Origin of the sequence: Acetobacter persici, from assembly GCF_018256955.1 — a bacterium.
Classification (GTDB): domain Bacteria; phylum Pseudomonadota; class Alphaproteobacteria; order Acetobacterales; family Acetobacteraceae; genus Acetobacter; species Acetobacter persici.
On the sequence record NZ_JAERKU010000004.1, the window covers coordinates 19,513 to 43,119 of the forward strand.

The 23,607-nt window shown below is 58.6% G+C and carries 20 protein-coding genes; 4 read left to right on the forward strand and 16 right to left on the reverse strand.

All coding sequences use genetic code 11. The features are described 5' to 3' along the window. Nucleotides 1-97 precede the first annotated feature (97 nt). Complete coding sequence (locus JK199_RS06625; protein ID WP_212374728.1) at nt 98-1,447, forward strand: hypothetical protein; 1,350 nt, start codon at nt 98-100, stop codon at nt 1,445-1,447. Between the two features lie 89 nt (nt 1,448-1,536). Here JK199_RS06625 and JK199_RS06630 read toward each other — a convergent pair whose 3' ends face one another. Genes JK199_RS06630 through pstC form a run of 5 tightly spaced genes read right to left on the reverse strand, consistent with a single transcriptional unit; the run spans nt 1,537 to nt 6,095 of the window. Further along, nucleotides 1,537-2,634: a retroviral-like aspartic protease family protein gene (locus tag JK199_RS06630; RefSeq protein WP_212374730.1), complete on the reverse strand. Its 1,098-nt coding sequence runs from the start codon at nt 2,632-2,634 to the stop codon at nt 1,537-1,539. Nucleotides 2,635-2,681: 47 nt separating this feature from the next. After that, nucleotides 2,682-3,386: a phosphate signaling complex protein PhoU gene (phoU, locus tag JK199_RS06635; protein ID WP_077930620.1), complete on the reverse strand. Its 705-nt coding sequence runs from the start codon at nt 3,384-3,386 to the stop codon at nt 2,682-2,684. A gap of 17 nt (nt 3,387-3,403) precedes the next feature. Continuing rightward, complete coding sequence (gene pstB, locus JK199_RS06640; protein WP_237388872.1) at nt 3,404-4,210, reverse strand: phosphate ABC transporter ATP-binding protein PstB; 807 nt, start codon at nt 4,208-4,210, stop codon at nt 3,404-3,406. A gap of 20 nt (nt 4,211-4,230) precedes the next feature. After that, complete coding sequence (pstA, locus tag JK199_RS06645) at nt 4,231-5,115, reverse strand: phosphate ABC transporter permease PstA (RefSeq protein ID WP_212374731.1); 885 nt, start codon at nt 5,113-5,115, stop codon at nt 4,231-4,233. Continuing rightward, nucleotides 5,112-6,095 carry a phosphate ABC transporter permease subunit PstC gene (gene pstC, locus JK199_RS06650; protein WP_077930623.1) on the reverse strand — a complete coding sequence of 328 codons (984 nt, stop codon included), beginning with the start codon at nt 6,093-6,095 and terminating at the stop codon, nt 5,112-5,114. The genes pstA and pstC overlap by 4 nt, the downstream gene beginning before the upstream one ends. A 267-nt stretch (nt 6,096-6,362) precedes the next feature. Here pstC and ilvD point away from each other — a divergent pair, with 267 nt between their 5' ends. Next, nucleotides 6,363-8,231 carry a dihydroxy-acid dehydratase gene (gene ilvD, locus JK199_RS06655; protein WP_212374732.1) on the forward strand — a complete coding sequence of 623 codons (1,869 nt, stop codon included), beginning with the start codon at nt 6,363-6,365 and terminating at the stop codon, nt 8,229-8,231. Between the two features lie 59 nt (nt 8,232-8,290). Here ilvD and JK199_RS06660 read toward each other — a convergent pair whose 3' ends face one another. The 8 genes from JK199_RS06660 to JK199_RS06695 all read right to left on the reverse strand — a co-directional run bounded on the left by JK199_RS06660 (nt 8,291) and on the right by JK199_RS06695 (nt 19,609). Further along, nucleotides 8,291-9,385 carry a pyridoxal phosphate-dependent aminotransferase gene (locus JK199_RS06660; protein ID WP_212374734.1) on the reverse strand — a complete coding sequence of 365 codons (1,095 nt, stop codon included), beginning with the start codon at nt 9,383-9,385 and terminating at the stop codon, nt 8,291-8,293. Between the two features lie 47 nt (nt 9,386-9,432). Further along, nucleotides 9,433-11,805 carry a TonB-dependent receptor plug domain-containing protein gene (locus tag JK199_RS06665; RefSeq protein ID WP_212374736.1) on the reverse strand — a complete coding sequence of 791 codons (2,373 nt, stop codon included), beginning with the start codon at nt 11,803-11,805 and terminating at the stop codon, nt 9,433-9,435. A gap of 236 nt (nt 11,806-12,041) precedes the next feature. Further along, nucleotides 12,042-13,208 (reverse strand): acyltransferase family protein, encoded by a 1,167-nt coding sequence (locus tag JK199_RS06670; RefSeq protein ID WP_212374738.1) that lies wholly within the window; start codon nt 13,206-13,208, stop codon nt 12,042-12,044. 131 nt (nt 13,209-13,339) lie between these two features. Beyond that, nucleotides 13,340-14,107: a hypothetical protein gene (locus JK199_RS06675; RefSeq protein WP_212355310.1), complete on the reverse strand. Its 768-nt coding sequence runs from the start codon at nt 14,105-14,107 to the stop codon at nt 13,340-13,342. A 554-nt stretch (nt 14,108-14,661) separates the two neighbouring features. After that, the gene (locus JK199_RS06680; protein WP_212374740.1) at nt 14,662-15,645 is read right to left on the reverse strand and encodes a quinone oxidoreductase family protein; all 984 of its coding nucleotides are present in this window, start codon (nt 15,643-15,645) and stop codon (nt 14,662-14,664) included. A 57-nt stretch (nt 15,646-15,702) separates the two neighbouring features. Then, a complete protein-coding gene (locus tag JK199_RS06685; RefSeq protein WP_212355308.1) occupies nt 15,703-16,728 on the reverse strand; it encodes an FUSC family protein in 1,026 nt (341 codons plus the stop codon). A 49-nt stretch (nt 16,729-16,777) separates the two neighbouring features. Then, nucleotides 16,778-18,346 (reverse strand): DegQ family serine endoprotease, encoded by a 1,569-nt coding sequence (locus JK199_RS06690; RefSeq protein WP_212374742.1) that lies wholly within the window; start codon nt 18,344-18,346, stop codon nt 16,778-16,780. 114 nt (nt 18,347-18,460) lie between these two features. Next, nucleotides 18,461-19,609: an OpgC family protein gene (locus JK199_RS06695; RefSeq protein WP_408742352.1), complete on the reverse strand. Its 1,149-nt coding sequence runs from the start codon at nt 19,607-19,609 to the stop codon at nt 18,461-18,463. A 254-nt stretch (nt 19,610-19,863) separates the two neighbouring features. Between JK199_RS06695 and JK199_RS06700 the strand changes: the two genes are divergently transcribed. Further along, entirely contained in the window at nt 19,864-21,015 is a 1,152-nt protein-coding gene (locus tag JK199_RS06700) for an Mrp/NBP35 family ATP-binding protein (RefSeq protein ID WP_342356297.1), read from the forward strand. Nucleotides 21,016-21,057: 42 nt separating this feature from the next. Here JK199_RS06700 and JK199_RS06705 read toward each other — a convergent pair whose 3' ends face one another. From JK199_RS06705 to thyX, 3 genes are all read right to left on the reverse strand, one after another. Continuing rightward, nucleotides 21,058-21,345, reverse strand: coding sequence for a hypothetical protein (locus JK199_RS06705; protein ID WP_237388861.1), 288 nt, complete (start codon nt 21,343-21,345; stop codon nt 21,058-21,060). Between the two features lie 151 nt (nt 21,346-21,496). Beyond that, a complete protein-coding gene (locus JK199_RS06710; RefSeq protein WP_212374746.1) occupies nt 21,497-21,775 on the reverse strand; it encodes a hypothetical protein in 279 nt (92 codons plus the stop codon). Nucleotides 21,776-21,785: 10 nt separating this feature from the next. Next, nucleotides 21,786-22,697: an FAD-dependent thymidylate synthase gene (thyX, locus tag JK199_RS06715; protein WP_212374748.1), complete on the reverse strand. Its 912-nt coding sequence runs from the start codon at nt 22,695-22,697 to the stop codon at nt 21,786-21,788. 244 nt (nt 22,698-22,941) lie between these two features. Here thyX and JK199_RS06720 point away from each other — a divergent pair, with 244 nt between their 5' ends. Further along, nucleotides 22,942-23,604 carry an HPP family protein gene (locus tag JK199_RS06720; protein WP_212374750.1) on the forward strand — a complete coding sequence of 221 codons (663 nt, stop codon included), beginning with the start codon at nt 22,942-22,944 and terminating at the stop codon, nt 23,602-23,604. The last annotated feature ends 3 nt before the right edge of the window (nt 23,605-23,607 follow it).

The following is a 23,607-nucleotide window of genomic DNA, read 5'->3' on the forward strand; positions in this document are numbered from 1 at the left end:
GTTACCATAGCCAGACTTGCAGCACCCCCCGCCCGTGCATTACACGGGGAGATACGGTGAAGACTTCCTTTGTCAAAACAAGCAGGATTCCTACCTGGTGAAGAAACATGTCCCTTTTACAGTTGCTGGTATTGCAGCCCTCGCCTGTGTCGGATGGCTGGCGGCCCGCCATGCCGAGCATGTCATGCTGGAAAAAAGTATCGACAGTTTCCGCCAGACGCTGGGGCCGGATACGTCCTTTACATATAAAAAGGCATGGCCCGGCCTGCTTGGGCGGAGTGTAAAATTTACCGCGCTGGTTTTCCGGCAGGGGCAGCAGAGCGTGACAGCGGACGACGCGGAAATTTCCAAAGTCAGCACCACTGGGGATGAAGCCAGACGAATCGGCCATCTCGTTTTCCACAAGTTTCAGTTTACCGATACCTCAGGCAACCTGCGTCTGGATGATCTGTCTCTGGATGGCGTTACCCTGCCCAGCAAGGGCGATGAAAAACAGGGCACACCCCCGCAGGCGCTGGAAATCAAACATGTGGACGCCAGAAAGCTGCATGGCTTTATTGCCAGCATGCAGTCGGACTTCACCGCATCCAGCCTGAAGGTGGATGATTACGGGAATGATGAAGCCTCCCATCTGGACGCAAAAGACCTCCGGCTGGCAACCAGCGTTGCCCCGCAGCGCCAGATTACGGCCAGCGCCATCCTGCTGGACGGGATGGATCTGGCCGGACTGTATAAGAGTTACACCACCAATGCCCCCTACAAACCGCTGGACGGCGTGCGGGATATTCAGGTGGACGCCCTGAGCATAGAAGGGACAAGCCCTCTGCTCCGCGTAGCCCGCCTCACATCCCACGCCACCCATACCGAGTCATTGGAAAAAGAAGTCTCAGCCGTTCAGGGGCTGGAACTGTGGCCTGCCGTGCCCAACCTCTCTTTCCTGCCGGCTCTGGGCTATGACCATTTCCGGGGTGCGCTGGTGCTGAACCTGACGCATGATTACAAAGCCGGAAAGCTGCATATCGACACCTTCAGTCTGGAAGCTCCGGACATGGGTCGTCTGACACTGGACGGAGACTTCAGCGAGGCCAGTACGCTCGCCATGCTCTCAGCCAGTGCTGCGGATATGCAGGTGATCAGCATGAACCTGTCCTACCGGGATCGCGGGCTGGTCCCCAAAGTGATTGCAAATTTTGCCAGCACACGCGGCACAACCCCGCAGGACTATATAACGTCTCTGCGGAACAGCATGGCCCCCGAAGGCAGCGACCCGAAAGCGCCGTTGCCTCAGTTTGCAAGCTATCTGGCCAACCCCGGCAACGGCCCGCTGACCATGACCGTACACCCGCCGCAGCCTGTGCCGTTGATGGCGATTGCCGCGACCCTGAGCATGTTGCCCACATCCCCCCAGCTTGCACAGCAACTCGGGCTGACGCTCCACGCCCCATAAAAAAACAGGCCCGGTACTGGTCAGACGATCCTGACCGATACCGGGCCGCACGGGCGCGTCTGTTTTTTGAAAAAACTTTTCCTGCGGGCTTACCGCGCAGCACCCGTCTGGTCAGACGGCGCTGCGGTCGCCGCAGGCCCGCTTACGGGCACCCCGGCAGCGGGGGGTACTGTCACTGGGAGTGGCGCAGCCGCTGGGCCTGTGGGGCTTACGCCACCTGTGGTCGGCGCATTTTTCTGCCTGATCAGCAACTCGAACGTATGATCCTGCTCCGGCGGCCGCAGCCGCTGGATGAAGATCTGCTCCTTCTTGTAGGAAATCCACACCCGGTTATGCCGCAGGAAGTCCGCCCCCAGCAGAGCATAGCCGTCTGTCTCAATGGGAGAGACGGCCAGCATGGGGTTGGGGTAGAGTTCCGTCCCGATCTGAAGGCTGTCAAAACGATGCAGATATCCGCCGCCGCGTCGTTTTCCGTTGACACCCCCTGATGTCACCGGAACACCCCGCGCCAGTTCGTCTTTCATGACGCCCGCTTTACGCGCCTGCGATGGCAGGACAGTTGTATGCCACGCCCCGCTGTCCAGCATGGTATCAATCTTCTTGCCGTTCAGCCTCATGGTGGTGCCTATCCGCATCCCCTGAGTCCCGAGGCGATACCAGTCGAGCGTTGAGGAGGGACCATCCCATGTCGGGGTCGGGCTTTTGCACCCGCTCAGCTCATAGAGCGCAATTTTTCGGGCAGGCAGATTGAACATCACATCATAGGACCGGAGGAAATCCGCCCCGAACAGCCCGACAACAGGGCGTCCTTCAAGTGTGCCGCCAAAAGACCGCTTTGCCTGTGTGAGATACACTTCCCCGCTGGTAGCGGTGCCGAGACCCATCTTGTCGGCGCGCATGACGGGGGAGAGCATCTCACCCGTCACGCCGCTGATGTTCAGAACGTGCCCGGTGTCCGTAAGGCCAAAATTCTTGCTGGCCTCTTCCGAAATCATGGAAAGATCGGCCCCGCTATCCACAACCATCGCGGCGTCATGCCCGTTGATTGTCACCCCCACGATAGGGGAGCCAAATTTGTTCAGAACAGGGAGGTCGCCCAGTGTTGCGACCTGACACACCCCGTTCTCTTCCGCGCAACCGGCCAGTGCCAGCAACGACACCATCCCGATCCAGCCTGCTTTACGCACGTCCTGCCCCCCTCTCAGTCTCCACGGCAGCACGCAGTCAGGCTGCTTTAGCTGCCCTTTTTCGCGGCTCCGCCACGCGGGCGCAGCGCCGGAAGCATTTCCCCGGTAACCGCATAGTAAACGCGCTCGGCAATATTGGTGGCGTGATCCCCGATCCGTTCGAGATTTTTCGCTACGAACAGCAGGTGGATACAGGGGCCAATCTTGCGCGGGTCTTCCATCATATACGTCACCAGTTCACGGAACATGGCGGTATAGAGTTCGTCAATCGCTGTATCCGATCCCCAGACCTGCATGGCGCATTCACTGTCATTATTGACCATGGCTTCAATCGCGCTGTGCAGGTTTTCCTGCACAAGACGCGCCATGTTGCGCAGGGCACCAAAAGACAGCGCCCCATCCAGCGGCTCGACCTTCAGCGCCCGCCGGGCGATGGAGGAGGCATAATCCCCGATCCGCTCAAAATCGCCGGTAATTTTCAGCACGGCGATAATCACGCGCAGATCAACCGCCATCGGCGCACGCAGGGCGAGAATACGGATGGCGAGGCTTTCCGCCTCACGCTCCAGCGCATCCACTTCCACATCCAGCTCAGGCGGCTCCAGAGCGGCGTCTTCATCCTGATCCACCACGGCGGCAATGGCCTGCGCCGTCTGGCGTTCCACCAGACCACCCATGCGGGCAACCAGCCCACGCAGACGGTCCAGCTCCTGATCATATCGGGTGACGGTATGCGCGGGTTCGTTCCCCATGAGTGTCTCCTCCCTGTTCAGCCAAAGCGGCCGGTAATGTAGTCCTGTGTGCGGCTTTCACGCGGGGCGGTAAACATCCGCGCCGTGCTGTCCACTTCCACCAGTTCCCCCAGATAGAAAAAGGCGACCTGATCCGCACAGCGGGCAGCCTGCTGCATGTTATGCGTGACAATGGCAATGGTGAAATCGGTCTTGAGTTCGTCCAGCAGTTCTTCAATCCGGGCGGTGGAGACCGGGTCCAGCGCACTGGTCGGCTCATCCAGCAGAATGACTTCCGGGCGCACGGCAATGGTGCGGGCAATACACAGACGCTGCTGCTGGCCCCCGGAAAGTGCCGTGGCGGATGCCTGAAGGCGGTCCTTTACCTCCGGCCACAACGCCACGCGGCGCAGCGCATCTTCCACACGCCCATCCATTTCGGAGCGGGACACACGCTCATGCAGGCGGATGCCAAACGCGATGTTGTCATAAATGGACATCGGGAACGGCGTAGGCTTCTGGAACACCATCCCCACGCGGGAGCGCAGGGCATTCAGATCCAGTCCGCTGCCCAGAATATTCTGGCCGGCAAACAGCACCTCACCCGTGGCGCGCTGGCCCGGATACAGGTCATACATCCGGTTCAGCACCCGCAGCAGCGTGGATTTTCCGCAGCCCGAGGGGCCGATCATCCCCGTCACACTCCGCTCGGGAAAGCCCAGCGTAATGTTATGCAGCGCGTGGGTCTTGCCGTAATAGAAATCCAGATCATTCACCTGAATAGCGATCGGACGTTCTGACAGCGCAGCAGCTGACGCATCAGCCTCCCCGTTAGCCGAGGGCATAACCTGCATGGTGTTCTCGTTCATGTCCGTCCTCCGCGGATGCCCACCCGCACCACAATATTGATAATGAGCACACCCATCGTCACCAGCAGGGCTCCGGTCCATGCCTGCTGCATCCAGTCCTGATAGGCAGAGCCTGCATACTGATAAATTGCCACCGGAAGGCTGGCCATGGGCCGCCGCATATCCAGAGACCACTCAGAATTCCCCAGCGAGGTGAACAGCAGCGGCGCCGTCTCCCCCGCCACGCGGGCAATGGCCAGCAGCACACCGGTCATGATGCCGCCGCGCGCGGCCCGCACGCAGATAAACAGAATGACGCGCCACTTGGCCGCACCCAGTGCAATCCCGGCCTCACGCATGGACACCGGCACCAGCCGCAGCATGTCTTCCGTGGTGCGCACAATAATTGGCATGGCCATGAGCGCGAGGGCTGCGGCACCGGAAAAACCGGAGAAGTGGCCAAACGGCTCAACCAGCAGCATGTAGATAAACAGGCCGATCAGAATGGACGGCGCGGACAGCAGCATGTCCGACACAAACCGCACAGTCCGGGCCAGTTTGCTGTCAGCCCCGTATTCCGCCAGAAAAATACCCGTCAGCAGACCAGCCGGTGCGCCCAGCAGAATGGACAGACCCGTTTGCAGCAGACTGCCAACAATGGCGTTGGCCAGACCACCACCAGCCCCCGGAGCCCCCATGGAATGGGTGAACAGGGAGAGGGTCAGACCGGGCAGGCCGTTTTTAAGCAGCGTCCAGAGAATGGACCCCAGCACAAACACCACAATCAGCATGGCCAGCCAGCTCATGCCGGTTGCCAGCTTGTCGATCATCTTGCGATGCAGGGCCAGTACGCCGGACCGCTGTGGCCGCCCGGCAGCCAGTGAGAAGACCTGACGGGTCATGAGCGTTTTCCTGCCTGTGCTTCCCCTCTGGCCAGCAGAATGCGCGAGACCCAGAGCGTCACGAAGGAAATAGCCATCAGAATAGCCCCGAGCGCCATCAGGGAGGACAGCTTGAGGCTGCCCGACGGGCTTTCCGGGAATTCCAGAGCAATCAGAGAGGCAATGGTGTTGGCCGGTGCAAAGAGAGACCAGCCAATATGGTTACTGTCCCCGATCACAAAGGTCACAGCCATGGTTTCCCCCATGGCGCGGCCCATGCCCAGCACAATGCCGCCAACAACACCCTGCCGGGACCAGGGCAGCACAACCTGCCGCATCACTTCCCAGCGAGTCGCGCCCAGCCCGTATGCGCTTTCACGCAGCACAGTTGGCATGGAAACAAACACATCCCGCATCACGGCGGTAATGGACGGCACGACCATCACCGCCAGTACCAGCCCGGCTGTCAGCAGGCCGGTGCCGAATGGCGCCCCGCTGACCAGCGCGGACAGCACAGGCACATGGCCAAACATGTGGCGCGCCGTCGGCTGCACGTAATGCGCCATGACAGGCACGAGCACAAAAAAGCCCCACATGCCAAAAATAATGGAGGGAACAGCCGCCAGAAGCTGCACGGCCATACCAATAACGGAGGAGACCGCCGGGGGCGCCAGAGCTGTCAGCCAGAAGGCCGTACCAAAGGCCAGCGGAACGGCAATCACCAGCCCCAGAAAGCTGCTGGCCAGCGTGCCGAACACCGGGGCCACCGCACCAAAATGCTGCGTGACCGGATTCCAGACAGCCGTGACAAAAAAGCCCGGACCAAACGTGGAAAATGCCTTCCAGCCGCCTGTAAGCATCACTGTAATGATGGCGCCCAGCACAAGAAGGACGCCAATACCCGTCACAACGACCAGCGTCCTGAACAGGGCATCACCATCCCATCGGCGGTTTATCTGAGGCGTTGCAGCCTGCGGGGGCTGCACTGCGGTTCCGTCCATCTGCACTCCGTTCCGATCTACAGGCCGGGAATTGGGAGCAATACTGAACCACCCGGCGGCCTGCAACCAGAGCCGTGAACAAACGCACCCATACGCAACAAATGTCATGAAACTGTAGCACTTTTACACCGAATATGTCTCAAACCCCTTCCCCACACCCTGACACAGCCCCACTTATGGCGTAGGATGCGCGCCCGCATTGTCGGCCTGCCTGAGACCGGGCCGTCTTTTTACCCCTTTTGATGTATTGACCAGAGAGACCCCGCAATGGCCGGCTACCGTTCCCGCACTACTACCCATGGCCGCAACATGGCAGGCGCCCGCAGCCTGTGGCGCGCCACAGGCATGAAGGATTCAGACTTCGGCAAACCCATTATTGCCGTCGCCAACTCCTTCACCCAGTTTGTGCCCGGCCATGTCCACCTCAAAGACATGGGTCAGCTTGTATGTGACGCCATTGCGGAAGCCGGAGGCATTGGCCGCGAGTTCAACACCATTGCGGTGGATGATGGCATTGCCATGGGTCATGGCGGGATGCTCTACAGCCTGCCCTCGCGTGAGCTGATTGCCGATGCCGTGGAATATATGGTCAACGCGCATTGTGCGGATGCGCTGGTCTGCATCAGCAACTGTGACAAGATTACCCCCGGCATGCTGATGGCCTCCATGCGGCTGAACATTCCGGTGGTGTTTGTCTCTGGTGGTCCGATGGAAGCCGGGCGCGTCACGCTGGATGATATCGAGCAGCGGGCCGACCTCGTAACCTCCATGGTCGCCGCCGCCAACCCGAGCGTCAGTGAAGCGGACTCTCAGGCCATTGAACGCTCCGCCTGCCCGACCTGCGGCTCCTGCTCCGGCATGTTCACCGCCAATTCCATGAACTGCCTGACAGAAGCCCTCGGCCTGTCCCTGCCCGGTAACGGTACGCTGGTCGCAACGCACGCCGCACGGCGGGAGCTGTTTGTGGAAGCCGGCAAGCGCGTCGTGGATCTGGCCCGCCGCTATTACGAGCAGGACGATGCCAGCGTGCTGCCCCGCAGCATTGCCACCATGAAGGCGTTTGAAAACGCAATGTCTGTTGATATCGCCATGGGGGGCTCCACCAACACGGTGCTGCATCTGCTGGCTGCCGCCCATGAGGGTGAAGTGCCCTTTACCATGCAGGATATTGACCGCCTCTCCCGCAAGGTGCCGCATCTGTGCAAGGTCTCTCCGTCCCGTTCGGACGTGCATATGGAAGATGTGCATCGGGCTGGTGGTATTCCCGCCATTATGGGGGAGCTGGACCGCCTCGGCCTGCTGCATAATGAAATCCCGATGGTGCATGCCGCAAGCCTGAAAGACGGGCTGGCAGCATGGGACATCCGGGCCACCGACAATGCGGACAATACTAAAGCCCGTGACTTCTTCCGTGCGGCCCCCGGCGGCGTGCGCACCACGCAGGCGTTTTCTCAGGCCAGCCTGTATAAGGAGCTGGATACGGATCAGGAAAACGGCGCCATTCGTGATGGCGCGCACGCTTACAATCAGGATGGCGGTCTGGCAGTGCTGTACGGCAATCTGGCCGAAGACGGTGCGATTGTAAAAACCGCTGGCGTGGCAGCAGGCCTTGAAACCTTCTCTGGTCCGGCCCGTATTTTTGAAAGTCAGGATGATGCCGTTGCCGCCATTCTGGGAGATAAAATTCAGCCCGGTGATGTGGTGCTCATCCGGTATGAAGGCCCCAAAGGCGGCCCCGGCATGCAGGAAATGCTCTACCCGACCAGCTACCTGAAATCCAAAGGGCTGGCCGAAAAATGCGCCCTGATTACCGATGGTCGCTTCTCGGGTGGCAGCTCGGGCCTGTCCATCGGCCATATTTCCCCGGAAGCAGGGGAAGGCGGCGTGATTGGTCTGGTGGAAGAAGGGGACCGGATTGAGATCGACATTCCCAACCGCCGCCTGTCCGTTGCAGTGCCAGACAGTGAGCTTTCTGCCCGGCGGGAGCGGATGGATGAAAAAGGCGATGCCGCATGGCAGCCAAAGCGAGACCGCGTTGTCTCCACGGCTCTGAAAGCCTACGCAGCACTCACCACCAGTGCCGCACGTGGTGCCGTGCGTGACGTCGGGCAACTGACCCGGCGCACACCGCGGTAAAACCGCACAGAGCGCCTGTAAAAAACGGGAGGCCGGTCTCTTCTCCGGCCTCCCGGCCGTCAGGTGGCAAAAATCTCTTTCAGGGCAGAGATAACGCGCGTCACCTCTGCTTCCGTACCCACGGAAATGCGCAGCCAGTCATTCAGCGGCGCAAAAGGACGGGCAATCACGATGCCCTGTTTTGCAAATTGCTCCCGGACATCCGTCACAGGTTTCGGGCTCTGGAAAAAGACAAAATTGGCCTCGCTGTCTGTGTGCTTTAATTTCAGACTGTCCAGTGTTTGCGTCAGGCGTGTGCGCCCTGCGGCAATACGGGTATGAACAGAACGGACCCAGTTCTGATCCGTCAAAGCGGCACTGGCGGCACTGATAGCCAGCCGCCCGAGACCATGCGGGTTCCCAAACCCTGCATCGCGCAACGCTGTGGCCAGTGAGCGCGGAGCCACAAGATACCCGATAGGCAGCCCGGCAAGACCGTAAATTTTATCAAATGTTCTGAAAACCGCGACATTCTCCCCCTGTCGCGTAAGGGAGACGGCGCTCCGCACGGAAGTGCCATATTCAAGATACGCTTCATCGACAATTACAAGCGTTTTTCTGGAGATGTCCCGAAGAAATTTCTCAAAATCCGCTGGCGCCGAGACAGTCCCGCTCGGATTATGCGGGTTTACAAGATAAAGGGCTTTCGTCTGGGGTGTGATGGCTTTTGCAAGTGCTGGTAAATCATTTTTCAAAGACGCATCCAGCGGCACCCCAACGCCTGTCAAACCAGCCGGTTTGCCCGCATCGACCAGAGCCATGTAACCGGGCGAGGAATAGACGATATTCCCTCCAACCGGTGCACGGGCGGCCAGAAACAGGCCAAGAAGTTCCAGAATTTCTCCGAGAATGATCTGCTCAGATGCGACATTTTCAAATCTGGCAACCTGCTCCACAAACTGATCGGCTGAAAGAGTATCCCCGTAGCGGTTAGCGTTTTTAATCTGCGCAGCCAGCGCCTGCTCCGCTTTGGGCGAAGGACCAAACGGATTTTCATTTAACGCCAGTTCAAGAACTGGCTGCTTGCCGGGGGCGGCCTGCGCCCGCGGGAGAGAGGTGAGAAACGCAGCCGAGGCTGTAAGGGAAAAAAGCTGACGTTTTGTAAGCTGAGCCATGATGGTCTGTCCTGTTGCTGAAAGGCTCCCGGCCAGAGCCATGATAATCAGAGCTGATAAGACGCCTGTGCGTAATAAAACCCGCCATTGATGCCGATCTGGCTTGCTGCACCATCATATTTTCCTGACCCGTAATATCCGTTTGCCGCAGGAATCCGGCTGGGATAACTGTTGAACAGGTTATTGGCACCTAAGGCGAGACGGAGTTTTTCAATCGGCCGGTAGCCTACCTCAAAATTGGTAATCCAGCGGGGCTGATTGTAAATTCTGTTAAAATCTGTAGCAGAATAGGCATAAGGCCCTTCGTACCATGTCATTTCATCCGCGGTCTGGCCAAAGCGTTGTTCATGCAGACTGACATCCCACGTTCCGGATGCAGACTGCCAGTGGCCGCCAAAGATAATCCGGTTTTTTGGTGTACTGCTGGCCAGATAGGCGGCCGTCTGCGCATTGAGTGCCGACATGCCATTTGCCAGCGTATTTACATGCCGGATGCTGGTGTAATTGGCGTTCAGAGAGGCATCCCAGTCGACATTACCAAAACGGCCGAATTCTGTACGGTACGTGACCGTTACATCAACACCGCGCGTTCTGGTGGCGGCCGCATTGGTGAAGAAAGACGCTGAAACATCGTCCGGCGCGAGAGAGGACGAGACAGCAATCCCCTGCACCTGCAGAGCCTCCAGAGCCGCATTCCCGGAAATACCGGGACCGCTGACAATACGATCCCGAATATCAATCTGATAGGCATCCAGTGTGACATGCAGACGCTTAAGCGGTGAATAGACCAGCCCCGCCGTCAGATTGGTGGCATATTCCGGTTTAAGCGGGGTGGCCCCCAGCAGGCGCGCGGCGGCAGAGTTTGCCGCCAGTGTGCCGCTTGCACTTTCCGGCCCGACAGCAAGCGCGCTGTAATATTCATTCGCCAGACTTGGCGCGCGCGTTCCGGTGCTGAATGTCGCCCTTACGGCCAGCTTCGGCGTAATATCATATCGGGTTGAGGCTTTGCCGTTATAGGTATTTCCAAAATCTGTGTAATGCTCGTACCGGCCAGCCAGTTCCGCCTGCCAGTTTCTGGTCAGCCGTGCAGAAAGATCCAGATAAGTACTATAGACCACGCGGGAATGTGGGCCTGCGTTGGAGGGCAACAAGCCTGCCTGCGCCTGTGTTCCCCCATACAGATAAGAGGCGGGGCTGCCCACGCCCGTGCCATATGTCTCAAACCTGTGTGACACACCTGCCGCAACAGTTAACGGTCCTGCAAGCCCCTTAATTTTGAAAGGCTTTGTCAGATCAAAGGCATTATTTAACTGTGTGGTGGAATAATCCGCAAGATGAACAGAAAGCGGACTGGAACCCGTCGCCTCGTAGAGACCGCTATTGAGCGTATTATTCAGGTTGCTGTTGATGAAGTCCCCACCATAATTGGATGCAAGGTCCCAGTGCCAGCCAAACAGGTTATTGCCGCGCAGCCCGACTGCTGCGGAAAAATCATTTTCCGTCGCCGTCTGATGCGGCGTAAACCCGTTGGGATAAACCGCCGGGAAACGGCTGGGCACGCGATAGACCTGCATGATATCCGTAAAGCGGTGCGCGTATGTTTCCGTCGTATACGCCTCAATCCCGTTTTCAAACGTATAGCCCGCGTTCAAAGCGGCGTCATAACGGGTTGTTGAGGGGTCCCCCACCACACGCAGCGTATCCGTGCCTGTCCGGCTGTCCGTCCCGCTTCTGAACGTGTGGTCCTGATGGCGGTAGTCAAAGCTCAGATCCACAAAGCCGGATGAGCCGAGTTTAAGCCCTTTCTCGGCCCCTGCCTGAACAACAAAACCGTCACCCTCGTAGGTCTGGCCAATCTGGCTCCGCGCGCTGCCGCCATGATCTGCTTTTTTCAGAATAATATTGACCACACCGGCAATAGCATCGGACCCGTACTGCGCCGCGGCACCATCCCGCAGCACTTCAATATGGTCGATCAGTTCCGGAGCAATCAGGTCAATATCCGTGGGCGTGGCACCATCGGCAAAACCGTCTGTATATAAATAGGAAGAATTATGGTGGCGCTTGCCATTGACAAGCACCAGAGTCTGATTGGGGTTAAGGCCCCTCAGGCTGATGAAATCCGTTGGGGCACCATCAAATTGTCCAACCGCCGGGCGCGTCACAGATGGCAGAATCTGGGCGAGAGCTGCTGTGGCATTTGTCTGGCCTGTGTTGAGCATCTCGCGGTTACTGACGACATCCACCGGTGAGAGACTGTCCCGCACTTTTTTGTGGATCTCTCGCGTGCCCGTCACGATGACGTTTTCATTCTCCGGTTCTGTGCCCTGAGACGCGCTGGCCAGCGCCTGACCTGAGCAGGACAGAGCGGTGCAGGTAAGAGAGACCCAGAATGTGCCTCTGATCTGGCGCCGCTTCATAAGATATTTTCCTTTGATGTGGATCTACGATAAAAATCGTGGATACGAAACGATACAAAAACAATCGTTATTAGTGTTTAATTTTGAAGTCAACATTATCGTGTTGTAATTATATTATAACTATTTTTATTAGTGTTTTATGAGCGGACGATGCCCATCCCCATCACATCCAGACCAATCCCCGGCATAATCACCACATGCCTTCACCATTGTTCTTTGACTGGCACTTATCCTTTTTAGAATTTTTTCTGCTTTCTGAAAAAACGCTGCTGGAACAGCACACGCAGCCTGCGCTCTGCGGGATAGGACAAAAACCGGTCCGTCACGTACCCCAGCAACCATGCCCCCAACAGGGCGACTGGGTAACAGATCCATGCTGAACGCTCTGAAAATCCGGCAGCCTGATATGCCCGCACAAGCCCGAGCACAAAAAACATATGGGTCAGATAGATCTCATAACTCATGAAGCCGCATGATCTGACCCACGCCAGAGCCCTGTGCCGTGCCATACTCCCCCAGCCTTTGGAGAGAGCTATCAGCAAAGCCCCAGTGCTCAGGGTCAAGGCTACAGTCAGATCATCCGCCACAGGGTCGGGCATAAAATATACCTGAACACAGCTCAGAAAAATCCCGATACTACCGAGCCACCCCAGAAGCGTGACACCAGAGCGCCCCATCCGGCCCCACCGGGACAGAAGAAGGGCCGCCGCCACACCAGCGGACAACGCCGATGCTCCCGGAAGATAGGCTTTATGCCGGCAGATATCAGCATCGCCCGTCATCAGGTGCATAGTGACAGGCAGAGCGAATGCCGCGCTTCCAAACAGGATAATCTGCCATTTTTCTGATCGTGGCAGCATCAGGCAAATGAGCGGGAAAATAAGATAGAACAGTTCCTCAATAGAAAGAGACCACAGAACATCCCAGTTCGCAGGCAGGTATCCTGTCCAGCATTCATATTTGTTCAGATACAATCCTAATGCTGAAGCCAGAGCAGCACCAAGGCTTTGCCCTGCTTTATTAATTGTGAAATCCGGCACACCGCAGAGGTCCAGCACAACAAGGGTACTGAGCAAGACAAGCAGACAGGGAACAATACGGGAAAAGCGCCGGACATAAAAAAATGGAAGCTGACTATTCCGCAAATTTCCCCAGCGCCGAAGCATGCCGGATGTAATCAAAAATCCGGAAATAACAAAAAACATAAAAACGCTGTGGTAACCCTGATGTGTGAGAAAACGGAGCACACGATAGGGCAAAACACCCGCAACATGGGTTTTTTCAAGCGGCAGTCTGATCGCAACATGGTTCACAATAACCATGATGATTGCCAGACCTCGCAGAACATCTATCCCTGCGTTGCGGGACTCTGTCTCAGGCAGAGGAAAGAGAGCTTTTACCATGCAGCACAGATCCATCAAAAACAGTTCGACTGTGCAATGAGGAATCAGGTGAATTCATGGCACGTACCTCAAAAAGAAAAGGCGCCCCGGATGGGACGCCTTTGCTGCACGCTCTGCAAAAATGAGGCGCGTTACTGGGCCGCAGGCGCTGCCGGAGCAGACGGTACAGCAGGGGCCGCCGGAACTGCGGGCGCAGCCGGAACACCTGGCACGGCAGGAACCGCAGGAGCGGCCGGCACAGCACCAGCGGCAGAGGCCGCATCGGCCGGAGCCGGCGCATTCGGGTCGGCCGCCGGAGCAACCGTGTCATTCAGGATAAGGTAGGAAATGGATTCCATGCGTGTGATGTCAATCACATCACCAACCTTCAGCGTCGCCATGAAGTCCTGCATCGCTTTGATGCGCAGCACGGCAACGTGAGATTCCCCATCCGTCGTGACGAAGGAGAGAGTGTGTGTTGCAAGGTCAATGCTCTGCACCGTCGCACGTTCACGGCGGAAGGCCGCAATCACGCCGCGCGGGTGGCCATGCACATAGCCTTTAGCAGTTGTCAGCGTGGATTCCGGCAGCGGGCTGCCGGGAGGCGCAATTTCCGCACCCAGCGTTTCCACAAAATGGATGCTCAGTTTGTCACCAGCATTCACGTGCGGCAGGTCACGCACGGACGCACCATATTCAATGGTGATGAGGTGGCCGTTGGCTTCACGCAGCAGCAGTTCACGCGCGTCATGATCAACAGTTTCCACAACCGCTTTGGCGGACTGGTTTTTGAGCAGAACAGAAGCCTGCGCATGCGCTGCTGAGGGCAGGCCAGCGGCAACAACGCCGCCAACTGTCAGCGCACATGCAGCCACGGACCCTGCAGCCAGAGAAGCAAGACGGGAGACGATAGGATGCAACGCCCTTATCCTTTCTGAAATCAGTCTGACAACACAGGGGGTGCAGACCGCAGTTACACTGGATTTAGTCTGATACAGGGCCGGGATTATAACACAACCCGTCACCAGCACATTGCTCTACCTCAAGGCATGTGCGTCAGGCCGTGGGCCGCCAGCCTGCACAAAAAAAGCCCGCCCGGCAGGGACCGGGCGGGCTTTTGGGCAGCTTTATCTGATCAGAAAATCAGACTTAGCCGCAGCATTTTTTCTTGCGGAAGAAATAAACCACAGCCGCAACCACGCCAGCAATCAGCAGACCGCGCACACAGGGAGATTTCGGGCATTTTACCGGACATTTCGGCATATCAGATATCCTTGCATTCTTTCTGGCTACCCGATGTACCGGGCAGACAGGTCAATCTAACGCATCCGTGACGGCCCGTCATGCCGTAACCGCCACATGTCTGTGCCTCCATTGGCACGTCTTTAAAAAACGCCTCAGCCACCCCACCGTTCCATAATCCGGCAAGGAGCACCTCTTCGTGACGCGCCCTCACCAACTGCGCCAGACCGCCTTACGGCAGAAGAATGGTGCTCCCGGTTGTCTTGCGCGACTCCAGAGCCCGGTGTGCCTGCGCCGCATCTGCCAGCGTGTAATGCTGGCCAATGGCAGGCTTCAGCATGCCCTGCTCCAGCATACGGAACAGTTCCGCGGCAGATGCCTGAAGTTCGGCTTTGTCTGCAATATACGTCATCAGCGTCGGGCGGGTGAGATACAGGCTGCCGTGCGCCCCTAATGTCCCCACATCCACATCCGTGACCGGGCCGGACGCATTCCCGTAACTGACCATCAGGCCACGCGGGGCCAGACAGTCCAGACTGGTCTCAAACGTATCCTTGCCGATGCTGTCATACACCACCGGCACCATGGCGCCGTTTGTCAGGTCCTGCACGCGATGGGGCAGATTATCCGTGCCAATCAGCACATCCGCAGCTCCACAGGCGCGGGCCACATCTGCCTTTTCCTGCGTGGAGGTCACGCCGATCACCCGCGCGCCCAGATGTCTGCCCCACTGGCAGAGCAACTGTCCGACCCCTCCGGCGGCAGCGTAAACCAGAATGCTCTCGCCTTTACGCACCGGATAAACCTGCCGCAGCAGCATATGGGCGGAAAGCCCGCGCAGCATGACGGAGGCCGCCGTCCGGCAGGACACACTCTCAGGCAGCACCACAACCCGGTCCGCCGCAATCGTCCGGTAGTGCGCATACCCGCCCAGAACCCCGGCGTAAGCAACGTGCATGCCCGGAGTAAGATCCTGCACGTCAGGCCCTACGGCCTCAATCACGCCAGCACCTTCCATCCCCGGCACAGCGGGCAGAGACGGAAATTTATACAGGCCGGAGCGGAAATACGTATCGATAAAATTGACGCCGATCGCCTCCTGCCGCAGCAGAATTTCCCCTCGTGCGGGTCTGGGCACAGGCTGATGTTCCACACTCAGAACACCGGGGCCACCCGGCGCATGGACTCGTATGACGGTATTGGCTTCATCATTCATGGCAGAACACTTTCTGTCTTAAAAAAGAGGCTGAACAATTCCATACACCAGCGCGCCTCAGGCCTGTCTGGTATCGTCCTGCGCCAGAAGCTGGATCAGGGTTTTCAGGTCCGTGCGAAGAACGCCCATCACAAACCGCATGATCTCATCATCCTGCGCCGTATCTTCCGGCAGCGCCGTAATCACTCCGGCCGCCACCCGATATTCCTCGCCCGTGCGGGCTACAGCTTCACCCTCACACCGTTCAATAATCCAGTCAAACGCACGCATCAGGCCGGGGTTGAGCGGGTCCGTCGCGTCATCCTGCCCGTCCGGAGGCGGATTTTCCGCCAGCAGAACCGCCCGCGTTACCACCAGAGCATCCGTCTGCAACTGCCGCAGCGCCTTGGGGAGCGCCGCGAGCATAGGGTCCCGCTTTTCCAGAGGCCGCCAGTGTTCACGCCGGGCCTCTTCCACCGCCGTCTGCACCTTGCGCAGGGAGGCGATGCCCGCATCATTCAGATCCTGAATGTCGGACCAGCTCATGGCGTGGCTCCGGGCATGGGTGAGCATGGCGACACTCTGGCGCACCGTTGCCGCCGCGTTGCGGAAGGCATCCCGCCGCGCCTGTTCATGCAGCACAACATAGGTCACCAGCATGGACACCCCGACCCCCATCAGGATCGATAACACACGCTCAATTGGCAGGAGATATGGGTCATTCGGTGTTGCAAAGAGCGTTGCGATCATCAGCGTGACGACGCTCATCCGCGTGCCGGGCTTCCATGAGGCCAGAACCGCCAGCGGCACAAAGGCCACAGCAAAGGCTCTCCATAACGGCCAGTGGTACAGCAGGAGCGTAATAGGCAGGATGCTGGCGGCCGCGCCGATCAGCGTGCCCACAAGCTGATACCGCCCGCTGGACAGGGTTTCCGTAATACTGCTCTGTGTGACAATCACCGAGGTGATCAGCGCCCAGCCCGGCTCCTGCAAATTTGTAAGCCAGGCCACAAACCCGCAAAGCCCGACAGAGACCAGAAGTCTGATGGTCTGCCGGACAACAGGGTTCCCCAGCCATGGGGCGGCAAAAAATTTAAACTGCATCAAAAACCTGTTCTGCCTTTACAAGACGGGTAAAGAACGCAGGACAGGCTCAGGGAGTGTCCTCACCATTCAGTGGGAACGGCACCCAGCGCAGACCATCGGCATCATGCACCAGCAGCAGGATGGATTTTTTGTGGGCCTTCTGAGCCGCTTCAATCCGCTTTTTGAGGTCCGCCGGGCTGGTCACTTCCGCCTGCTGCACCTCCGTCACCACATCCCCTTCCCGCAGGCCACGGTCAGACGCCAGCCCACCATCCTTCACGGACGTAACCAGCACACCTTTCTGGCCGGAAGGCAGGTTATATTTCTGCCGTGCGGCTGCATCCAGCGGCCCGACTGAAAAGCCCAGCGCGGACAGGCTGACTTCCGCCGCCCCTTTAGGAGCCGCTGCGGGTTTGGCCTCCGGCTCCGCAGCCGGTTCGGGCAGCATACCAATCGTCACCGGCACATCCACCATCTTGCCGTGACGCCACACGCCCAGATGCGCCACCGTGCCAACTGGCAACTGGGCGGAGAGGCGCGGGAGCGCCTTGCCTTCAATCGGCTGACCATCCAGCGTCTGAATGACATCGCCTGTCTGCAACTTCGCCTTGTCGGCGGGGCCATCTTTTTCCACACCGGCCACCAGCGCGCCGCGTGCGGGGCTGAGGCCCAGACCATCCGCAATATCCTGCGTCACATTCTGGATGCGCACCCCCAGCCAGCCACGGGAGACTTTCCCGGTTTTGCGGAGCTGCTCCAGAATACCGCGGGCCTCGTTGGACGGAATGGAAAAGCCAATCCCCACGGAGCCACCGGACGGCGAGTAAATGGCGGTATTCACGCCAATCACGTTGCCATCCATATCAAACAGCGGGCCACCGGAATTGCCCTTGTTGATGGGCGCATCCGTCTGGATGAAATCATCATACGGCCCCTGATCAATATTGCGCCCGCGTGAGGAAATAATCCCGGCTGTGACCGTGCCGGACAGACCAAACGGGTTGCCGATGGCCAGAACCCAGTCCCCGACCCGGCGCTTGTCACTATCCCCAAAATGCACGGCGGGGAGCGGCTTCTTGCTCTCCACTTTGAGCAGGGCCAGATCGGTCCGGTCATCATGCCCGACGGCGCGGGCCGTCAGCACTGTATTGTCCTGCAACGTCACCGTGATTTTGTCGGCATGGCGGATCACGTGGTTGTTCGTCACGATATAGCCTGCCGGGTCGATAATAAACCCGGACCCCAGCGCCTGCATCCGGCGCGGCGGCCCATCCGGGCTGTTCTGGCGGTTCATGAAATCATGGAAGAATTTTTCAAACGGTGAGCCCTGCGGGAAGTTGGGCATCTGGGGAAGCTGATCATCCCCGCCATCCCCCTCATCATCGTCGTCTTCCGAACCGCTTTTGACGGTCTGAGTGGTGGAGACATTGACCACGGCAGGCAGCAGCCGGGCCGCGAGATCCGCAAAACTGTCTGGTGCGCCGTTTAACCGCCCCGCGACCGGCGCCGTGGTTGCCTGCGGGGCTGTGGGCAGAGCAGCCCCCTCCGCCGCCCGTGCCACAACCGGGCCGGAAACCCCCGCCAGCAGCAGGCAGGACAAGGAACCGGCACGAAGAAGAGGGCTGAACAGGCGCATGGGCGAAACTACTCTCAAACGACAGAAATCACATCAGACCTCAATCTATCGCACGATCCTGCCTCATCGTCAGCCTGTTTTGCGCACGGGCCTTCCGGCCCCCACCTCAGCCCCTCATGCTGCCTTTGCCGCCCGCTGGCGCTTGCGATACCCATCCAGCCATGCGGCCAGCGCCAGCAAAATGCTCAGCCCCACCACATTGACGACAATCTGCAACAGCCAGCCATCCCCAAAGGTGCTGAACAGCAGGCGCGCATACAGGTCCAGCACGGTGCCCACCACAAAAATTTCCAGAGAATGCCGCCCCACACGGGCCAGAATCTGGCCCATGCGGCTTTCCGCCGCCCATTTGCGCGCAGCGGAGGAAGACTGCACCAGATAGAAAATGGCCATCACATCCAGCAGCCGCAAAGGCGAAAGCCAGCTTTTTTCCGGCATGATCATCGCACCGAACGGCCGCAGATCCGGCAACCCCCACAAAGCCCACGGGAAAGCCTGAAGGGCGGAAAACATCAGATACAGCACGCAGCACCCGGCCAGCAGATCCACCCGCGGGAAGTCCGCGCCGCGCCGTTCCGTCTCAGCCGCGGCGGACGCCCCGAGCGCAAACAGGAACTGCCAGGCAAACGGGTTGAAATACCAGCCATCCGGGTCCAGCCAATTGGGCAGATTGAGGTCCGGGTCCAGATTGACCAGCATCCACATCGCGCCAGCCAGCAGCAGCGCCAGAGAGCGGTGAATGCGCATCAGCACATAAAACAGCGGAAACCCGCCCAGCAGAACAATGTAGAGCGGCAGGATATTCAGGTTACTGGGCAACGCATCAAACATCATGACGCGCCAGACCCAGCTCAGCCCGTGCGCCAGTTCTGGCTCCAGAAAATCCACCGGCACCAGCGTATAATGCCGCCACACACGGATGGTGAGGACATACACCATCACCATAATGGTCTGGCCGATATAAAGCTGCCCGCACCGCCGGAAGATCCGGCCCAGACACACGGACACCCCGTATTTCCTGAAACCGCGCCCATAGGCCAGCCATGAGGCATAGCCTGCCAGCAGAACAAAGATTTCCGCCGCATCGGCAAAACCGACATTGCGCATGGTAAAACGGTTGAGCAGGCTTTGCGGAATATGGTCCACAAACATCATCAGCAGCGCCACACCCCGCATGGCGTCAATCCGGTGGTCCCGCACGGAGCGCGCCACCGGCGGCGCAGGCTGAGAAGGTAAAGCTGAGGACAAAACAGGGCTTTCCATGCTAGACGGATCAGGCGGCAGGACGCTCATGATAACGGATCAGCCCCTTTTTCCATCAGACTTCAGACGCACACCAGATATCGGGCGACCAGTTCCTTCTTTACCCGCACCGAATTCCCGAAAAAAGCGGCAAAACGATGGGGTGGGCAAAACAGGACCCGTTCCGCCCCCTTGACGGCGGCGGCCTCATGCTGTTGCCAACAGGGCACAGGCCTTTCGCGCCGCACAGAAAGCCGGAGTCAGGACAAACAACCGTGGAACACTCTTCTCCCCTTCATCATGATGACGTTGCCCGTGTGCTGGATTCCGTGCGGGACACCAAAACAGGCCATTCCCTGCTGGCCCTGAGCAAGCTGGACGGGTTCCGGCTGGAAGACGGGCGGCTGAGTGTGGCGCTGGCCGCCAGCAAGGAACAGGCCGCAACCCTCGCCCCGCTATGTGATGCCGCCAAACCCGCACTGGAAAAGCTGCCGGGGGTGCAGACCGCCATCGTCATTCTCACAGCGCACCGCCCCGGCCCGGCGTCCGGCGGCACGCCGGCTACCCCTTCTGCCCCGGCACGCCCCAAAGCCTCGGGCGGTGGCCATCGTCCGTTTGGCGGTCCGGCCCCGGCACCAGATGCGCCGGTTCTGCCTGACGTGAAAGCCATTATCGCCGTGGCGTCCGGCAAGGGGGGCGTTGGCAAATCCACCACCGCCACCAATCTGGCAATTGGTCTGGCGCAGGAAGGGCTGCGCGTGGGGCTGATGGATGCGGATATTCATGGCCCGTCCCTGCACCGCATGCTCGGCACGGATACAAACAAACCAGAAGTGCGCGAAGGCCGCCTGCAACCCATGCCGGTGTGGGGGCTGAAGGCTGTCTCCATTGGTATGCTGGTGGATGAAAAGCAGGCCATGATCTGGCGTGGCCCGATGGTGATGGGGGCCATCAATCAGTTTCTGACAGATGTGGACTGGGGGCCGCTGGATGTTCTGGTGGTTGATATGCCGCCGGGCACGGGGGATGCCCAGTTGTCCCTGATGCAGAAAGTGCCGCTGGCAGGCGCTGTGATTGTATCCACCCCGCAGGATATCGCCCTGATTGATGCACGGCGCGGCGTAAGCATGTTTGAGAAAATGAAGGTGCCAGTTCTCGGCCTGATTGAGAACATGTCCTACTTCTGCTGCCCGAACTGCGGCCATAATACCGAACTGTTCGGCCATGGCGGCGCACGGAAGGAAGCCGAGGTCATGGGGGTGCCCTTCCTTGGGGAAGTACCTCTTCTTGCCGATATCCGCTCCACCGGGGATGCAGGTGCGCCGATTGTCGCCAGTGCCCCTGACAGTGAGGGCGCTCAGGCCTTCCGCCGGATTGCGCAGGCGACCGCCGCAGCTCTGAAGGCGAAGAGCAGCCCCGCCGGTTAATGGCCGGGAGGCGGGTTACCCCCGCCTCCCCCGGCGCAGGATTTAGTGCTTTTTAGCAGGCGCTTTTTTGCCGCCAGCGGGCTTGTTTTCAAAAAACGCACGGCATTGCGGGCTGAGCTTGTCTTTTTTCCGTTCCATGCAGGCGGTAATTTTCTTTTCATTCGGGATGGCCAGCGCGCACAGCTTGAGGGCATCCCCTTTGCAGGCCTGCGTCTGCTTCTGGCGAAGAGAGTCGTCCTCTGCATGAGCCGGAGCGAGTGTACTGAACAAGGCTGCCGCCCCTACGGCCAGACCGAGTGTGCGTGCAAATCTGCGCTTCAAAATAGACATCTCGCTTCAATCCATTTTCTGTAAGAAAAATCAGCCAGCCGCAAAAACGATGACGTTTCTAACGATACAGAAAAGACACGTCCGGTCACCACACATCATCCTGATCGGCTGACCTGCACAAAAATAATGAATTTGACGGATGTGTCAATTTTTAATGGAAACAGAGCGTCTTATGGCTGTCCGGCCCCTGTGTCTCGCACACATGCAGATGCTGGGGCTTCATATCTTTCGGAGCCGTAAACAACAGATAGGCCCACACGCCCACAAGCAGGGCCGCCACCACAAGAAAGGGGGTAAAATTCGGCAGGCGCTCTGAGGGCGGACGCAAGCCCTTCAGATCATCCGGCGTGGCCGGAAACGGAGAGGACGCAGCCGGAACGCCCGCCTCACTCTCCGTAAAGGGTTCATCGTGAAAAGAGGTCTTCTTCACAGGCTGGAACTCAGCCTTTCAGAACAGCCATCATTTCATCCCATTCCCGCTTGCTCAGGCCGGAACCTGCCTGCTCCACCTGTTCCCCGGCCAGCATACGGCGCACAATTTTCAGCATCCCGGCAGAGAACGTCACCGCGCCACGGCGATAATCCTCAAACGCAGCCGCCGTCTGCGGCACCCAGGCATGCAGGATTTTCAGCATGGCTTCCGCATAAACCCGGATTTCATACTGCGCATGCGGGTCCAGCCGCAGGGCCAGAAAATGCATCAGGTTGTGCAGATCAATCTTCCAGTACCACTGGGTATAGGTGTTCACGGTCAGGTTGATGCGCGCCAGCTCACGCGCCAGACCGTAGCCATCCTCTTCCGTACTCAGCATGGTCTCATAATTGCGGTAGGTGCGGATGGCATCATCCCGCAGAATATCCATGACGGCAGCGGCATCATCCGTGGCCAGCACATCCCCACGGCCCTGACGGTTCACGGCACTCTGGGCCGCCATATGGTCCGGGGCCGGAATGTAGAATTCACTGTCGAGAATGGAATAACGGGCAGAATATTCGTTCACGCTGGCCATACGGTGGCGGATCCACTGCCGCGCTACAAAGATCGGCAGTTTGACGTGAAATTTCATCTCGCACATTTCAAACGGCGAGGAATGACGATGCCGCATCAGATAGCGGATCAGCCCGGCATCTTCCGAGACCTTGCGCGTGCCGCGCCCGTAGGAAACACGGGCCGCCTGCACAATGGCGGAATCGTCCCCCATATAGTCAATCACCCGCAGGAACCCGTGGTCGAGCACCTCCTGAGGTTCATAGAGCATGGCTTCCAGCGCGGGCACCGTTGGCCGACGGGTGGAGCTTGTTTCCTGGGCGTGCGCCGCAATTTCGGCGCGTTGAGCATCGGTCAGTGACATAGCCTCTCCCTAGCGCAAAATGCTCTGCGCGGAAATGATTCATCGCACCGGCAAGACGCTTATCGCAGCCTATATAAAGAGCAATTATCAGTTAATAATAAAATTTCATTAGACAGTGTCTATCTGATTATGACACCAGAAATTGTAGAATACGCAAATTATTTTACAATCGATATAAATAAAAATTAAACATTCATATGTAGTGGATACTGCATGTATGCGTAGCCTGTTCCAGAAATTTCCCATGCCTTCAGGACAAACAGGCGTTGCCGTCCCGCTTTCTCTGGCAGCCGGTCCGGGAGCACTTTGTGGTATTCTGGCCAGCATGGGGCTGACTGCCCTGTGTGCGCCCGCTGCCCTGCCTGCTCTGGTTGCCCCCATCGGCGCGTCGTCCGTTCTGGTTTTTGCCATCCCCGCAAGCCCGCTGGCAAAGCCGCGCGCAGTGATTATGGGCAACATCCTCTCCGCCGCGACCGGCGTGCTGGTCAGCCTGCTTATTGCCAATCCCATGCCTGCGGCGGGGCTCGCGGTAGGGCTGGCCATTATGGTGATGAGCGCCACCCGCACCCTGCATCCGCCGGGCGGAGCCGCCGCTCTGACAGCGGTTATGCTGCACCCCTCTTCTGCCGGGATGGACATGGCCCTCCTCTTCCCGCTCATTCCCGTAGGGCTTAATTCCCTCGTGCTGGTCTGCATCGGCATGATGTTTCACAGGCTTTCCGGCCACAGCTACCCGCACCATGCGGTCACCGTTCCCCACCAGACAGAAAAAGCCGCCGGACTGCACCGCGAGGATATTCTGGCGGCCCTCCATAAAACCGGGGAAACATTTGATATTGAAACAGAGGATCTGGAACGCCTGCTGATACTGGCTGAAGCCCATAGCAAACAGCGCCTTCCGGCCTGATGC

What these genes read in the sequence shown, in the direction of transcription:
- JK199_RS06720 (WP_212374750.1), top strand. Translation starts at nt 22,942, where the DNA reads ATGCCTTCAGGACAAACAGGCGTTGCCGTCCCGCTTTCTCTGGCAGCC.
- pstA (WP_212374731.1), bottom strand. Translation starts at nt 5,115, where the DNA reads ATGACCCGTCAGGTCTTCTCACTGGCTGCCGGGCGGCCACAGCGGTCC.
- JK199_RS06705 (WP_237388861.1), bottom strand. Translation starts at nt 21,345, where the DNA reads ATGTCTATTTTGAAGCGCAGATTTGCACGCACACTCGGTCTGGCCGTA.
- JK199_RS06670 (WP_212374738.1), bottom strand. Translation starts at nt 13,208, where the DNA reads ATGGTAAAAGCTCTCTTTCCTCTGCCTGAGACAGAGTCCCGCAACGCA.
- JK199_RS06660 (WP_212374734.1), bottom strand. Translation starts at nt 9,385, where the DNA reads ATGGCTCAGCTTACAAAACGTCAGCTTTTTTCCCTTACAGCCTCGGCT.
- JK199_RS06680 (WP_212374740.1), bottom strand. Translation starts at nt 15,645, where the DNA reads ATGAATGATGAAGCCAATACCGTCATACGAGTCCATGCGCCGGGTGGC.
- ilvD (WP_212374732.1), top strand. Translation starts at nt 6,363, where the DNA reads ATGGCCGGCTACCGTTCCCGCACTACTACCCATGGCCGCAACATGGCA.
- pstC (WP_077930623.1), bottom strand. Translation starts at nt 6,095, where the DNA reads ATGGACGGAACCGCAGTGCAGCCCCCGCAGGCTGCAACGCCTCAGATA.
- phoU (WP_077930620.1), bottom strand. Translation starts at nt 3,386, where the DNA reads ATGGGGAACGAACCCGCGCATACCGTCACCCGATATGATCAGGAGCTG.
- JK199_RS06690 (WP_212374742.1), bottom strand. Translation starts at nt 18,346, where the DNA reads ATGCGCCTGTTCAGCCCTCTTCTTCGTGCCGGTTCCTTGTCCTGCCTG.
- JK199_RS06685 (WP_212355308.1), bottom strand. Translation starts at nt 16,728, where the DNA reads ATGCAGTTTAAATTTTTTGCCGCCCCATGGCTGGGGAACCCTGTTGTC.
- pstB (WP_237388872.1), bottom strand. Translation starts at nt 4,210, where the DNA reads ATGCCCTCGGCTAACGGGGAGGCTGATGCGTCAGCTGCTGCGCTGTCA.
- thyX (WP_212374748.1), bottom strand. Translation starts at nt 22,697, where the DNA reads ATGTCACTGACCGATGCTCAACGCGCCGAAATTGCGGCGCACGCCCAG.
- JK199_RS06665 (WP_212374736.1), bottom strand. Translation starts at nt 11,805, where the DNA reads ATGAAGCGGCGCCAGATCAGAGGCACATTCTGGGTCTCTCTTACCTGC.
- JK199_RS06695 (WP_408742352.1), bottom strand. Translation starts at nt 19,609, where the DNA reads ATGGAAAGCCCTGTTTTGTCCTCAGCTTTACCTTCTCAGCCTGCGCCG.